General features: G+C 67.8%; 12 protein-coding genes. 9 read left to right on the forward strand and 3 right to left on the reverse strand.

Annotated elements, in window-relative coordinates; translation table 11 throughout:
• Positions 1 to 224: 224 nt before the first annotated feature.
• Complete coding sequence (locus tag K8640_RS13780; RefSeq protein ID WP_223747456.1) at positions 225 to 437, reverse strand: hypothetical protein; 213 nt, start codon at positions 435 to 437, stop codon at positions 225 to 227.
• Between the two features lie 571 nt (positions 438 to 1,008).
• Here K8640_RS13780 and K8640_RS13785 point away from each other — a divergent pair.
• Positions 1,009 to 2,631 carry a bifunctional 3-(3-hydroxy-phenyl)propionate/3-hydroxycinnamic acid hydroxylase gene (locus tag K8640_RS13785; RefSeq protein WP_223747457.1) on the forward strand — a complete coding sequence of 541 codons (1,623 nt, stop codon included), beginning with the start codon at positions 1,009 to 1,011 and terminating at the stop codon, positions 2,629 to 2,631.
• Positions 2,632 to 2,734: 103 nt separating this feature from the next.
• Here the strand turns inward: K8640_RS13785 and K8640_RS13790 are convergent, their stop codons facing one another.
• The gene (locus tag K8640_RS13790) at positions 2,735 to 3,478 is read right to left on the reverse strand and encodes a hypothetical protein (RefSeq protein WP_074952194.1); all 744 of its coding nucleotides are present in this window, start codon (positions 3,476 to 3,478) and stop codon (positions 2,735 to 2,737) included.
• A gap of 19 nt (positions 3,479 to 3,497) precedes the next feature.
• Positions 3,498 to 5,642: a hypothetical protein gene (locus K8640_RS13795; protein WP_223747458.1), complete on the reverse strand. Its 2,145-nt coding sequence runs from the start codon at positions 5,640 to 5,642 to the stop codon at positions 3,498 to 3,500.
• Positions 5,643 to 6,170: 528 nt separating this feature from the next.
• On the opposite strand from K8640_RS13795, the gene K8640_RS13800 reads away from it, so the two are divergent.
• The 8 genes from K8640_RS13800 (at position 6,171) to ndk (ending at position 14,879) form a co-directional block, all read left to right on the forward strand.
• Entirely contained in the window at positions 6,171 to 6,602 is a 432-nt protein-coding gene (locus K8640_RS13800; protein WP_223747459.1) for an ATP-binding protein, read from the forward strand.
• A 178-nt stretch (positions 6,603 to 6,780) separates the two neighbouring features.
• Positions 6,781 to 8,079: an NADP-dependent isocitrate dehydrogenase gene (gene icd, locus K8640_RS13805; protein WP_223747460.1), complete on the forward strand. Its 1,299-nt coding sequence runs from the start codon at positions 6,781 to 6,783 to the stop codon at positions 8,077 to 8,079.
• 33 nt (positions 8,080 to 8,112) lie between these two features.
• A complete protein-coding gene (gene mdh, locus K8640_RS13810; protein ID WP_141328680.1) occupies positions 8,113 to 9,057 on the forward strand; it encodes a malate dehydrogenase in 945 nt (314 codons plus the stop codon).
• Between the two features lie 219 nt (positions 9,058 to 9,276).
• Complete coding sequence (gene sdhA, locus K8640_RS13815; protein ID WP_267700802.1) at positions 9,277 to 11,154, forward strand: succinate dehydrogenase flavoprotein subunit; 1,878 nt, start codon at positions 9,277 to 9,279, stop codon at positions 11,152 to 11,154.
• An 83-nt stretch (positions 11,155 to 11,237) separates the two neighbouring features.
• Positions 11,238 to 12,044 (forward strand): succinate dehydrogenase iron-sulfur subunit, encoded by an 807-nt coding sequence (sdhB, locus tag K8640_RS13820; protein ID WP_223747462.1) that lies wholly within the window; start codon positions 11,238 to 11,240, stop codon positions 12,042 to 12,044.
• 267 nt (positions 12,045 to 12,311) lie between these two features.
• Positions 12,312 to 13,472, forward strand: coding sequence for an ADP-forming succinate--CoA ligase subunit beta (sucC, locus tag K8640_RS13825; RefSeq protein ID WP_046714051.1), 1,161 nt, complete (start codon positions 12,312 to 12,314; stop codon positions 13,470 to 13,472).
• 36 nt (positions 13,473 to 13,508) lie between these two features.
• On the forward strand, positions 13,509 to 14,405 hold the full coding sequence (gene sucD, locus K8640_RS13830; protein ID WP_223747463.1) for a succinate--CoA ligase subunit alpha: 897 nt from the start codon (positions 13,509 to 13,511) through the stop codon (positions 14,403 to 14,405).
• 30 nt (positions 14,406 to 14,435) lie between these two features.
• Positions 14,436 to 14,879 carry a nucleoside-diphosphate kinase gene (gene ndk / locus K8640_RS13835; protein WP_223747464.1) on the forward strand — a complete coding sequence of 148 codons (444 nt, stop codon included), beginning with the start codon at positions 14,436 to 14,438 and terminating at the stop codon, positions 14,877 to 14,879.
• Positions 14,880 to 14,938: the final 59 nt, after the last annotated feature.

Raw genomic sequence — 14,938 nt, forward strand, 5'->3', positions numbered from 1 at the left:
GGGCGGAACCAGCCCGCCGATACGCGGGAGGAGGAGCCACCGTGGATTGACAGGTCAATCAAGTGCGCGGCGAACCGCGAGGTCCCTGTCGTTTCCACCGGAGGGAGGCGGGCATGGAGCCCTCGAGGGCCCTTCATGCGCTCACCGTCGACGGTGGAGCAGGGTGTGTCCTGAGCATCACGAGGTGCCGGAGCCCCGGGGCTCACGGCGGCCCCGCCTGGGGCTCAGGACTCCGAGACGGGGTGGCCCCAGGGGTTGGTGCGCGGATACTCGCGGAGCATCGCGCTCAAGCGGTACGCCGCCGCCACCGTGGCGCTCATCCGGACCCGCCGGGTCAGGGAGGCTCCGCGGGCCGCCGTGTCGCCCAGCCGCGCCGCCTGCTGCGCGAGCTGACGCTCCACCTCGGGAGACCAACGGGAGAATTCGAGCCATTCCATGGAACTGCTCCTTCGCGAACCACGCGTGAGGGGGAAGCGCCACCTAACCACTGGCGATCTCCGAATGCACGACGCCGCGCGTTGCCCACGACGTCAATGCGGTGTTTCCGACAGCGATTCCTTCTGCCGTTCGACAACTGTGATTCGGTGTGAGTGCAATGTTGAAGTCCGTAAGGAATGTCTGCCCACCTTGACTCCTCGCGGGAACCCACCGGGTGGGGAGTGCACCCCCGCCTGCAACCGCGAACACCCAGGGGCTGATTCCAGAGGCTCGCCGAGGGGTGAAACTCAAACATGCAAGGAATTTTCCCCGGGGCGTTCTTTGAATCGAGAGGCACGGGGTCGGGGTGACGGGATGGGTCGCACGCTCGCCGGTGGAGTTGGCGAGGACTCGGGGCCGCATTGTTTGCGTGGGCCGAGTGAAAACGCGACGGCGGCGCCTTTCTGGAGTCCACTCGCGTGAGGGGACCGCGCGAGAGCGAGGGTGAATGGCCCGCTGATAATTCCAGCCATGGCCTGGGGGATGAATCATCAAAGGCAGCTCAACAACGAGACGACCCGGAGGGCGGACGTGGCTCCAGAAACTGTTGATGTCATCATCGTGGGATGTGGACCGGTCGGAGCGATGGCGGCCAACCTGCTCGGACTGCAGGGCGTCAGGACGCTCATCGTGGAGAAGGAGCTGTCCGCGCATGCCCAGTCGCGCGCCATCAGCCTGGATGACGAGGCGCAGCGCATCTTCCAGTCCGCGGGCCTGGAGGGAGAGCTGGGGCCGGGCTTCCATCCCTGCAAGACGCTGCGCTACCTGGATGACCGCCTGCGCGTGCTCGCGGAGGTGGACTTCACGAAGCTGGACCGCCCCTACGGGCATGACGTGGCCACCTTCTTCCAGCAGCCGCGGATGGAGGCGATGCTGCGCAAGGGCATGGCGCGCTTCGAGCACGTGGAGCTGTGGCAGGGCCACGAGGTCGAATCCTTCGTGCAGGACGCAGAGGGCCTCACGGTGCGCGTGCGCGAGCTCGCCAGCGAGCGGGTGCTCACCGTCCGCGCCCGCTACCTGCTCGCGTGCGACGGCGCGCACAGCCCCATCCGACGCAAGCTGGGCCTGAAGCTCGAGGGCACCACGGGCCTGGAGCACGCGCTCGCCATCACCGTGAGCACGTCGTCGCCGGAGCCCGACTACACCAGCTACCTGTGTGGCCCGAAGCGCCGCGGGTTCATCGCGCGCACCGCGCGGGACGAGATGCGCTTCGACATCATCGTCGACCCGGACGCGGACCTGGAGGCGGTGCGGCAGCCGGACCACGTGCGCACGCTCATCGCGCCGTACATCGACCCGTCGACGGTGAAGATCCGCTCCATCAACGTCCACTCGTACCACTCGCGCCTGGTGGACCGCTGGCGGGTGGGACGCGCCTTCCTGATGGGGGATGCCGCGCACCTGATGCCGCCGTTCCTGGGCCAGGGCCTGTGCGCGGGCTTCCGCGACGCGGCGAACCTGACCTGGAAGCTGGCGCGGGTGCTGGACGGCTCGGCGGACGACTCGCTCTTGGATACGTACGAGCAGGAGCGGCGCGGCCACGTGGCCGAGGTCATCAAGAGCTCGGACGCCATGGGCCGGGTGATGATGTCCGGAGGCCAGGTGCTCTCGCGCGTGCGCAACGCGCTCATCCAGCTCCTCTACCGCCTGCCCGTCACCGGGGAGTTCATCCGCCAGTTCAAGGTGAAGCCCGTCTTCGCGCTGGAGCAGGGGTTCCTGCTCGGCGCGCGACGCAAGAAGGCCGCGCCGGAGGGCACCTACTTCCCGCAGCCGCGCGTGGAGGTGCTCGAGGGGCAGCGGGTCCTGCTGGACCACGTGCTGGGCGATGGCTTCGTCGTGCTCACGCGGCCGGGCGCCTCGCAGGACCTGCAGCGGGAGGCCCGTGCGCTGGCGGCGGAGCTGGGCGCGCGTGCGTGGACCGTGCTCTCCGCGGAGCGCATCGGCGAGCCTCCGCCGGAGGCGCTCGTGGACACGGAGGGCCGGCTGGTCGCGTGGTTCGCCCGCCACGGCAAGGACGTGGTGGTGCTGCGCCCGGACCGCTACGTGTTCGGCACGGCGACGGGGCCGGAGCTGGAGGGGCTTCGCCGCTCGCTGCGTGGACGCATCCGTCCGCGCGCGCGCACGGCGGACGCGGTGGTGCGTCGCGCGGGGTAGGTCGGTGGAACACGACGGGGCGCCCAGGCCGATTCCTCGGCTCGTGACGCCCCCGGGGCATGACTGAGCGGGGCTCGCCTTCCGAGCGGGCCCCGGTGGGACCTCAAGCCGCGGCGGGCTTGATCATCTGCTGGGCGCGCTCGACACAGTCGCCCATGAAGCGCAGGTAGATGTCCAGCGCCTGCGCGCCCGTCTTGCCGATGACCGCGGTCTTCTCCGGGACCTGGTCCAGCAGCTTGCCGAGCATGACCTCGTTGAGCGCGGTGTGGCCCACGTCCAGCTCCGCGTGCTCCTTCACGAAGGACATGGCCTCCATGATGTCCTCGCCACAGACGCGCTTGGCCTGCTCCATCAGCCCGGGCGCGAACACGACGGACAGGTTCTCGATTTCATATTCGATGGCCACCTGCGCCGCCGGCATCTCGCCGACGATGGTGTCCTCGTGGATCTTCCGGTACTCGACCATCGCCTGCGTGGGCGTCTGGCTCAAGAGCGCGTTCACGTCCAGCTGCGGAGAGCGGCGCGAGTTCCACCGGGCCACCAGGTTCTTGGTGTCCTCGATCATCATCAGGTGGTGGCCCTCCTCGTGCTTCGCGTGGGTGATGAGCTTCTCGCCCACGTCCTTGAGGCCCATCTTCACGGAGGCCTCGCCCGCGCGGCGGATCCACTTGTCCACCGGCTCCGTCATGTAGACACCCAGCGAGTTGAGCTGGATGAGGAAGCCCTCCACGAGCGCCGGGTCCACGTTGGGATCCAGCAGCGCCTTCAGGGCGGGGGACGTCTTGAGGCGCTCGCGCACGGGGGCCACGTGCGGAACATAGTTCTGCTCCACGAATTGCTTGCTCATGTGTCTACCTCTGGGGCGTTTAGCGAGGGTTGTGGGCGCCGCGGCGCCCGATGGTCAGCTCACTGATGTGCTCGAGGAAGTCCGGAATCAGCTTGGAGGAGATGATCCACATGTAGGGATCGGGCCCTCCGTGGATGCCGGCCTCCTGCACGTAATCCCCCCCCTCGTCCTCACATAGGAAGTGGAACGAGGTGCGGCGGCGCGCCGCGTACCACCGGCGCGCGGCGTCCACCAATGCGACATAGGTGGACGGTCCTTCTTCGGTCAGCGGGAACAGGCGGGCCATGTCCAGCAGGCAGTACAGGTTCGTGCCCCGCTGACCCAGCTCCAGCACCGTCGCGGCCACGGGGACTCCGTTGCGCCGCGCGACCAGGATCTCCCGCTCACGCTCGAGATTGAACTGCTTCCAGCGCGCCTGCACCGGACGCATGTCGATGCGCTCGCGCGTGAAGTCCAGCGCGTCCACGTAGCAGGCGGGGCGGGTGCGCGCGATGGTGTCCGCCAGCAGCGTCAGCTCCTGCGCCGTCGCGAGGCCAATCTGGATGCCCTCGTGCGCGCGGCCCGTCTGCTCGTGCGTGTACACGTCCAGCATGTGCACCTTGCGCGTGAAGGCCAGGCCCTGGCCCGTCTCCATCTGCCGCTCGGCGTAGCGCACGTGCGCCTTGGCGATCCACGGGTTGAGCGCCTCCACGTAGGCCACCACCCAGCGGAAGTCCGGGTCGCTCTGCGGATGCTCGAAGGTGCGCACGTACAAGTCGCGCATGATCTGCCCCGGCTCCTGCACGCTCGGGGGCGGCTTGCCGGGACGCTTGGCGACCTGGTGCCCCATCCACGCGTGGCGGTAGGGCTTCATGAAGGACAGCGTCGCCTCGGGGCCGCGCTCGGACGGCCACACCGCCTGGCAGAACAGCTGCGGAATCTCCGCGCCGCGCTTGGCCATGCTCCGGAAGGCCAGCCGCTGCTCCTCGAACTCCTCGGACGTCTTGCCCGCGAGGCTGAAGAAGCCCGAGCGGGTGAACAAATCCCACAGCCCGTCCTCCATGTTCTCGCTGGTGCGAGTGGCGGGGGACGTCGTCTGCGACACGAAGCGCACCCAGCGCGCCTCGTCCACGGAGTAGGGCTGCACGCTCAGGCCGCACAGCATGTAGCCATCCGCGCGGGGGCTGGTGACGTAGCGGATCTCCCCGCGCAACGTCAGCGTCTGGCCCTCGCCCGTCTGCAGCTCGATGTGCGGCGGCAGCAGGCCGGGGAACATCAGGTCCTCGGGCTTGCAGCGCAGGCACAGGCCGGAGAACGACAGGTCCACCACGTCGCGCTGCAGCTCGCCCAGCTCCCGCCACAGCGGGTGATGGAAGCGCACGTTCGCGCCCGCGGGGGCGGGGACGCGGCGGTGCCAGCGGTGACGGATGCGGGAGATGCGCGTGGGCAGCTGCGTGTAGAGCCGCTCGCCGTCGCCGCTGCCGCCGTCCAGGCGCATGCGGTACGCGCTGTTGTAGCCGATGACGTCCACGTCGAAGGGCGCCTCGCCCCACTCGGTGACGGGCTCCTCGGAGCGCCACTCCAGCTGCGACGTCGCCGTGTTGAAGCGCTCGAGCACCATGCGCACCGAGCGGCCCTTGCGGCGCAGCACGCCGTTGTTCCCGGACGCGCAGATGGCCACCAGGATGGAGCGGATGCGCTCGGCCTGCTCGATGGTGTCCTGCACCGGCAGCACCGACGCCGCCGGCTCCGCCACGCCGTTCTTCAGCGCGTCCGCCAGCAGGGAGAGGATCTGCCGGCCCTGCTCCACCGTCACGCCCACCAGCTGCAGGCCGACGGGCGCGCTCGCCGTCTCCGCGTCCGCGCGGATGAACGCGCCGACCAGGGGACCGATGGTGAGCCCACGGCCCTTGAGGAAGACGGGCAGGGTGGGGCCCTCGGTGTGCGTCACGGGACCGCGCGGCATCACCCAGACCACGGTGGGGCTCAGTCGCGTCACCTCACCGAGCGTCGCGTCCAGCGTGCCCAGCGAGCACGTGATGGCGTTGGCGCCCCGGCCGTGCAGCGAATAGCCCGAGTCGTCCAGCGCGGCTTCCGCTGGCGGCAGCGGAATCACATTGATGAAAGCGTCGCGGCTATCGAACTCGACCGTCCGCCGGTCGGAGAGCGGGTTTCCCCCTTCCATGTCCAGGAGCCCCCTTCTCCGGTAGTGAGGAACGCCTGATGCGGATGGCGAAGTTGCAAGCACAACAGTTCCTCCCTGCTCCAGCGGTGCTGCGGTGGGCGGCATTTCGCTATGGGTCCGTATCATACGGAGTCGAGAGGAACAGTCAAATCGAATTTGTGCAGCCTTGCTGTTTTCGTCAAGGCCGGAATCTAGGGCACTGGGTCAACCGTGACAGGCCATTTCTCCAAGTTTCACGAACTGCATGCCCAGCACCCGACAACGGCACGGCCAAGATGTCGCGAAGCTGTAATGTCTCCAGTCAACCACGCCCTGCGTACTTTCTCGTAGTGAAATGGAGCGCGTCGGATTCCGCCAGTAAAGTCCCTCTGTAGGGCCAACGGGACGAGGTGCGGCATGAGCGCGGCGCGGGATTGGGTGGACAGGACGTCGGGTGAAGCCGGGGCGGCGCCCCAGGCTGCTTCCCGGAGGGCCTTGCTGGCGTCGGTGGAGGGTCCGGATTCCCAGCAAGTGGAGGTCGCGGCGCTCATGGAAGAAGCCCTGGAATTGCTGGAAGCCACGCGAAGAATCCACGGCATCGAAGTGAAACTGGAACTTCCAGGGGAAACCGTTCTGGCGCGGACAGGGGCGCGACGTACACGGCAGGTGTTGCTGCTGTTGCTGTCGCACGCGGCGGACCACGCGGGGGAGGGAAGTGTGCGCGTGGTGCTGGACGCGCCGGATGACTTCGGTGACGAGCCGCCGCGCTTCCAGGTGGTGACGTCCGCGGCGCGGCTGTCCGCGCGCGAGCTCCAGGCGGTGTTCCTGTCGCCCATGTTGGTGGGGCCCGCGCATCGTCGGCTCGCCCGGGCGCGGGAGCTGGTGGAGTCCGTGGGCGGGGCGCTCGGCGTGGAGCGCGGCGATGGCGAGGGCCTCACGGTGACGGTGGAGCTTCCCGCGCCGGGCCTCGCCTGCTGGTAGGTCGGTGCGCAGGCGCGGTCCTCCAGGCCTGGCGCGCGTGCCCGAGCGCATGCGGCGCCGCTGGGTCCGATAAGTCCTGCAACCTGGAGGAGCGGCCAAACTCCTTGACGGGAGGGGGGCGGGTTCTCGACTATCCCGCGCCAATTCTTACACGGCCACACCTTCCAGGAGTACGTCCATGGCTCCCCCGACTTCCGGCGAGAAGATCACCCTCCAGAACGGCAAGCTGTCCGTGCCGGACCATCCGATCATCCCCTACATCGAGGGCGACGGCACGGGCCGCGACATCTGGCGCGCGTCCCAGGCCGTGTTCGACGCCGCGGTGGAGAAGGCCTACAAGGGCAAGAAGAAGATCGCCTGGCATGAGGTCCTCGCCGGCGAGAAGTCCTTCAAGCAGGTCAACAACTGGCTTCCCGACGAGACGGTCGAGGCCTTCCGCACCTACCTGGTCGGCATCAAGGGCCCGCTGACGACGCCGGTGGGCGGCGGCATCCGCTCGCTGAACGTGGCGCTGCGCCAGCTGCTCGACCTGTACGTCTGCCTGCGCCCCGTGCGCTACTTCAAGGGCGTGCCCAGCCCGGTCAAGTCGCCGGACAAGGTGGACATGACCATCTTCCGTGAGAACACGGAGGACATCTACGCGGGCATCGAGTTCGAGGCCGGCAGCCCCGCGGCGGCGAAGTTCCTGTCCCTGCTCAAGCAGGAGTTCCCGAAGGAGTTCGGGAAGATCCGCTTCCCGTCGGACATCGGCCTGGGCGTCAAGCCCGTGTCCAAGGAGGGCAGCGATCGGCTCATCCGCGCGGCCATCCAGTACGCGGTGGACCACAAGCGCAAGAGCGTCACGCTGGTCCACAAGGGCAACATCATGAAGTTCACCGAGGGCGCCTTCCGCAAGTGGGGCTACGAGCTGGCCGCCCGGGAGTTCGGTGACAAGGTCTACACGTGGGACCAGTGGGAGGTGACGAAGGCCGCCAAGGGCGAGGAGGCCGCCAACGCCGAGCAGAAGGCCGCCGTGGCCGCCGGCAAGATCGTCATCAAGGACTCCATCGCGGACATCACGCTGCAGCAGGTGCTCACGCGTCCGGACGAGTTCGACGTCATCGCCACGCTGAACCTCAACGGCGACTACCTGTCGGACGCGCTGGCGGCGCAGGTGGGCGGCATCGGCATCGCCCCGGGCGGCAACATCAACTACGTCACGGGCCACGCGGTGTTCGAGGCCACGCACGGCACGGCGCCCAAGTACGCGGACCAGGACAAGGTGAACCCGGGCTCGGTCATCCTCTCCGGTGAGATGATGTTCCGGCACCTGGGCTGGCACGAGGCCGCGGACCTGATGATCCAGGGCATGGACCGCGCCATCGCCGCCAAGACGGTGACGTACGACTTCGCCCGCCTGATGAAGCAGGAGGGGCAGTCCGGGGTGACCGAGGTGAAGTGCTCCGAGTTCGGTCAGGCCATCATCAAGCACATGTAGTCCCCTCGCGGGGAATTGGGAGACGGCGAAGCCATGGCTCAGAATCGCAAGAAGAAGATTGGCCTCATCGGTGGCGGGCAGATCGGCGGCAACCTCGCGCTGCTGGCGGTGCAGAAGTCGCTCGGTGACGTGTTCCTGTACGACATCCCGGCGGCCGAAGGCCTGGTCAAGGGCAAGGCCCTGGACATCAACCAGCTGGCGGCGGTGGACGGCTACGACTGCCGCGTCACCGGCACCACGGACTGGAAGGATGTCGCTGGCTCGGACGTGATCATCATCACGGCCGGCATGCCCCGCAAGCCGGGCATGAGCCGCGAGGACCTGCTGGAGATCAACCTCAAGATCATGACGGACGTGGCGGGCAACATCAAGCAGCACGCCCCCAACGCCTTCGTCATCAACGTGGCGAACCCGCTGGACGCGATGGTGTTCGCGCTCCACAAGATCGCCGGCCTGCCGGACAACATGGTCGTGGGCATGGCGGGCGTGCTGGACACCAGCCGCTTCAAGTGCTTCGTGGCCGAGGCGCTCGGCTGCTCCATCCGTGACGTGGAGGCGCTGGTGCTCGGCGGCCACGGCGACGACATGGTGCCCCTGGTGCGCCACAGCACCGTGGGCGGCGTGCCCCTCACGGAGCTCATCGCGAAGGACAAGCTGGACGCCATCGTCAAGCGCACCCGCGAGGGCGGCGCGGAGCTGGTCGGCCTGTACAAGACGGGCAGCGCCTACTTCGGGCCCGCGGCCTCCTCCATCGCCATGGCGGAGAGCTTCATCTTCGACCGCAAGCGCATCCTGCCGGGCGCGGCCCTGCTCAAGGGCCAGTACGGCATCAACGGCTACTTCTTCGGGACCCCCGTGCAGATCGGCGCGGGCGGCATCGAGAAGGTCATCACCGTCGACCTGAACGACGCCGAGAAGGCCGAGCTGGAGAAGTCCTTCCAGTCGGTCAAGAAGACGGTCGACTCCGTCAAGCTGTAGGCCGTTCCAGTCAGAAGCCCGTCGGGAACCCCCGGCGGGCTTCTTGGCTGATGCCGCGAATGACGCGGGCTTATCGAGTTTCTCGCCGCCGTTGCGGCGTGCTTCCAGCAAGTTAACTAGCCTGTAGAACTCGCACGGAGATGTCCGGAGCGTGGCGCGCCGGTTGTGGCGGGCCGGCTGACGGCAGGCGCCCTGGATCCGGCGGTCAAGGAGACGATGATGGCAGCAGCAGCGCGGTTCACAGTGGTGGGCGGCGGTCTCGCCGGGCTGATGACGACGATCAAGCTCGCGGAGGCGGGCCACCAGGTGGATGTGCTCTCGCTCGTCCCGGTGAAGCGCTCTCACTCGGTCTGCGCGCAGGGAGGCATCAACGGCGCGGTGAACACCAAGGGAGAGGGTGACCACCCGGAGATCCACGTCAAGGACACGCTGCGCGGCGGCGACTTCCTGGCCGAGCAGATCTCCGTGAAGGGCATGTGCTACGCGGCCCCCGGCATCATCTACCTGCTGGACCGCATGGGCGTGACGTTCAACCGCACGCCGGAGGGCCTCTTGGACTTCCGCCGCTTCGGCGGCACGCTCCACCACCGCACCGCCTTCGCCGGCGCCACGACGGGCCAGCAGCTGCTCTACGCGCTGGACGAGCAGGTCCGCCGCTACGAGGCCGAGGGCAAGGTCACCAAGTACGAGTACTGGGAGTGGCTCGGCACGGTGAAGGACGAGGGCGGCCGCTGCATCGGCAGCGTGGCCGTGGACCTCCGGACGATGGAGATCCGCACCTTCCCGGCGGAGGCCGTGTGCCTGGCCACGGGTGGCCCGGGCATCGTCTTCGGCCGCTCCACCAACTCCGTCATCAACACCGGCACCGCCGCGGGTCGCGCCTACATGGAGGGCGCCATCTACGCCAACGGCGAGTTCATCCAGGTTCACCCGACGTCGATTCCAGGCGAGGACAAGCTGCGCCTGATGAGCGAGTCGGTGCGCGGCGAGGGTGGCCGCGTCTGGGTGCCGCGCAAGAAGGGCGACACGCGCGGGCCCCGGGACATCCCGGAGAGCGAGCGCTGGTACTTCCTCGAGGAGAAGTACCCCAAGTACAAGAACCTGGTCCCCCGCGACGTCGCCACGCGCGAGATCTTCATGGTCTGCCGCGACCTGGGCCTGGGCGTTGGCGGGCGCGACGGCGTGTACCTGGACGTCACGCACATCCCGGCCAAGACGCTCGACGCCAAGATCAAGGGCGTGATGGAGATCTACGAGAAGTTCGTCGGAGATGATCCGCGCGTCACGCCGATGGTCATCTTCCCGGGCATGCACTACTCGATGGGCGGCCTGTACGTGACGTTCGAGGCCGACTCGAAGACGCTCACGCCGCTCGAGGGCAGCCCCAAGAACCAGTCCACCAACATCCCGGGCCTGTACGCCGCGGGCGAGGCGGACTACGCGTTCCACGGCGGCAACCGCCTGGGCGCCAACTCGCTGCTCTCCTGCATCTACTCGGGGATGATCGGCGGCCCGGCCATGGCGTCCTTCGCCAAGAGCCAGACGACGAGCGCGGCGGCCATGCCGGAGAAGTACTTCCAGGACGCCAGGCGCTACTGGGAGGACCGGTTCGCCACCATCAAGAAGATGGCGGGCCCGGAGAACCCGTACGGCCTGGCGCAGGAACTGGGCGACGTGATGACGGAGAACTGCACCGTCGTGCGCTACAACGACCGCCTGAAGAAGACGGTGGAGAAGATCCGCGAGCTGAAGGGCCGCTGGAAGAGCGTCAACGTGCTGGACACGGGCAACTCGTCCAACCGCTCGATGTCGTTCGTCAACCAGCTCTGGAACATGCTGGAGCTGGGCGAGGTCATCGCCACGAGCGCGCTCTTGCGCGACGAGAGCCGCGGCGCGCACTACAAGCCGGACTTCTCGCTGCCCGAGCCGAAGACGAAGGATCCCAACGACGATCCCGCCTGGATGGCGCTGTGGCAGGCGCGCCACGACAAGTGGGCGAAGACGACCATCGCGAAGTACGCGGAGCAGGGGCCGAACATCTCCTACGAGGATGTGCCGACGCCCGTGCTGAAGCCCGAGCCTCGCTGGTACGCGTAAGGCACCGGGGAACTTTCTGGGCGCGCCCGCGCCTGTAGCGCGCGGGCCCCCGTAACTGACTTGGAAGCGAAGGGTCGAGCGACATGGACACCGCACAGGCAGGCGCCGTCAGCAGCCAAACCATCTCCTTCCGCATCTGGCGGCAGGATGATCCGAACCAGCCGGGCCACTACGAGGAGTTCAAGGTCCCCTATCGCAAGGGCGCCAACGTCATCTCGTGCCTGATGGAGATCCAGCGCAACCCCGTCACCGTGGAGGGCAAGAAGGTTGCGCCGGTGGTGTGGGACGCCGCGTGCCTCGAGGAGGTCTGCGGCAGCTGCGCGATGAACATCAACGGCCGCGTGCGCATGGCCTGCTCGGCGCTCGTCGACAAGCTGGAGCAGCCGATCACGCTGGAGCCCATGAGCAAGTTCCCCGTGGTCCGGGACCTGGCCGTGGACCGCAGCCGCATGTTCGAGGCCCTCAAGAAGGTGAAGGGCTGGATCCCGACGGACGGCACGCACAACCTGGGCCCCGGCCCGCGCCAGTCCCCGGTGGACCAGTCCACCATGTACGTGCTGTCCACGTGCATCACGTGCGGCAGCTGCCTGGAGGCGTGCCCGCAGGTGACCCTGGGCAACGACTTCGTGGGCGCCGCGGCCATCAGCCAGGCCCGCCTGTTCAACATGAACCCCACGGGCAAGCTCAACTCCGAGGAGCGCGTGCGCGCGCTCATGGGCCCCGGCGGCGTGCAGGACTGCGGCAAGGCGCAGAACTGCGTGAAGGTCTGCCCGAAGGAGATCCCCCTCACCACCTCCATCGCGATGATGAACCGCCAGGTGACCAAGCTGGTCATCAAGGACCTCTTCTCGCAGGAGGAGGAGAAGAAGGGCCACAGCGGTCCAGGGTGACGCTCGCGCGGACGCTCCGCCGTGTCCTCGGCCCCGCGCCGGTCTCCCTCGTGGAGCCCGGGCGGGGCTGTTGACGTTCCAGGGGCAGGGGCGCGGTGAAGGGCGCCTCATCTGCCCGGACATTCCTGGTTATCAGCGGTCCACACCGTGCCGCACCGCGGTGCCTGTCGGGTCAAACGGCCTTGCCATCCGTCGGTTTCTGCGCAATGAGGGCGACGCGCTGACGCCTGTAAGGGGTCGTCCCCCTCGTCTCCACATGGAGCCTCGATGAAGATCCACGAGTACCAGGGCAAGGAAATCTTCCGGAAGTACGGCGTGCCCACGCCGAAGGGAATCCTCGCGCTCTCGCCCAACGACGCGGAGGCCGCGGCGAAGACGCTCGGCACGCCCGTCGTGGTGGTGAAGGCCCAGATCCACGCCGGTGGTCGTGGCAAGGGCGGCGGCGTGAAGCTCGCCAAGAGCCCCGCCGAGGCGAAGGAGCTGGCCAAGCAGATGCTTGGCATGAAGCTCAAGACCATCCAGACCGGGCCCGAGGGCCAGACGGTCCACAAGGTCTACATCGAGCAGGGGCTCGACATCGGCCAGGAGCTGTACCTGGGCGTGACGCTCGACCGCGCCACCAGCCGCGTCACCTTCATGGCGTCCCGCGAGGGCGGCGTGGAGATTGAGGAAGTGGCGGAGAAGCACCCGGAGAAGATCCTCCGTGAGACGGTGGATCCGGCGGTGGGCTTCCTGGACTTCCAGGGCCGCAAGCTGGCCTTCGGCCTGGGCCTGACGGGCCCGACGGTGAACAAGTTCGTCCAGTTCTGCACCGCGCTCTACAAGATGTTCGTGGAGACGGACGCGTCCCTGGTGGAGATCAACCCGCTGGTCATCCTGAAGGATGGCGGCGTGGTGGCGCTCGACGCGAAGGTGACCTTCGACGAGAACGCGCTCTACCGGCACAAGGACCTGCTCGAGTACCGCGACCTCGCCGAGGAGGAGGCGCGCGAGACGCAGGCCAAGGAGTGGGACCTGGCGTACATCGCGCTCGATGGCAACATCGGCTGCATGGTGAACGGCGCGGGTCTGGCCATGGCCACCATGGACACCATCAAGCTGGTGGGCGGTGAGCCGGCCAACTTCCTGGACGTGGGCGGCGGCGCGACGAAGGAGAAGGTGACGGCGGCCTTCAAGCTCATCCTGGCCGACCCCGCGGTGAAGGCGGTGCTGGTCAACATCTTCGGCGGCATCATGAAGTGCGACGTCATCGCCGAGGGCATCATCGCCGCGGCGAAGGAGGTCCAGCTCAAGGTCCCGCTCGTGGTGCGCCTGGAAGGCACCAACGTGGAGCTGGGCAAGCAGCTGCTCAGCAACTCCGGCCTCGCCATCACCCCGGCGGACAACCTGCGTCAGGCGGCCGAGAAGGCCGTCGCCGCGCTGAAGTAGTCCGCGCGCTTCATTGCCCACACTTTAAGGAGCGCCATGAGCATCCTCGTCAACGACAACACGAAGGTCCTCTGCCAGGGCATCACCGGCTCGGCGGGCTCGTTCCACTCGAAGCAGATGCTGGAGTACGGCACGAAGCTCGTGGCCGGCGTGACGCCGGGCAAGGGCGGCACCCAGTTCGAGGGCAAGGTTCCCGTGTATGACACGGTCGCCGACGCCGTGAAGCAGACGGGCGCGAACACGTCCGTCATCTTCGTCCCGCCCCCGTTCGCCGCCGACTCCATCATGGAGGCCGCCGACGCGGGCGTGTCCCTCATCATCACCATCACCGAGGGCATCCCCGTCCTCGACATGGTGCGCGCCAAGCGCTACCTGCAGGGCAAGCCGGGCGTGCGCCTCATCGGCCCGAACTGTCCTGGCGTCATCACCCCCGGCGCCAAGTGCAAGATCGGCATCATGCCGGGCCACATCCACAAGCCGGGCCGCATCGGCGTGGTGTCGCGCTCGGGCACGCTGACGTACGAGGCGGTGCACCAGCTCACCCAGCTGGGCCTGGGCCAGTCGACGGCCGTGGGCATCGGCGGAGACCCGGTCAACGGCACCGACTTCGTGGACGTGCTGAAGCTGTTCCAGGCGGACCCGGACACGGACGCCGTCATCATGATCGGTGAGATCGGCGGCAGCGCCGAGGAGGCGGGCGCGGAGTACGTGGCCCGCGAGTTCACCAAGCCCATCGCCGGCTTCATCGCCGGCCAGTCGGCGCCCCCGGGCAAGCGCATGGGCCACGCCGGCGCCATCATCTCCGGCGGCAAGGGCACGGCGACGGAGAAGATCAAGGCGATGGAGGCCGCGGGCATCCTGATGGCCGCCAGCCCCGCCGAGCTGGGCACCACCCTCCAGGAGGCCGTCAAGCGCGGCCCCAAGAAGCGCTAACACCCCTTAAAGGGAAAAGGAGCCAGTCACATGGCCATCGAGCGTACGCTGTCCATCATCAAGCCGGACGGTCTGCAGAAGGGCGTCATCGGGAAGATCATCAGCCGCTTCGAGGAGAAGGGTCTGAAGCCGGTCGCCATCCGGCTCCAGCAGCTCTCCCAGAAGGAGGCCGAGGGCTTCTACGCGGTCCACAAGGCCCGGCCCTTCTTCAAGGACCTGGTGCAGTTCATGATCTCCGGCCCCGTCGTCCTGATGGTGCTCGAGGGCGAGAACGCCGTCCTGGGCAACCGCGACATCATGGGCGCCACCAACCCCGCGCAGGCGGCCGAGGGTACCATCCGCAAGGACTTCGCCACCAGCATCGACCAGAACACGGTCCACGGCTCCGACAGCCTGGAGAACGCGAAGAACGAGATCGCGTACTTCTTCCGCGAGACGGAGATCCAGCCGTACGAGTACAGCGCCAAGAAGTAGGCGACAGGGCCCTTCCAAGGGCTCCTGACCCGCGGCCCGGTGTCGGCACCCGTCATGGG

This window comes from Myxococcus sp. XM-1-1-1 (assembly GCF_020037095.1).
GTDB classification, from domain to species: Bacteria; Myxococcota; Myxococcia; order Myxococcales; family Myxococcaceae; genus Myxococcus; species Myxococcus fulvus.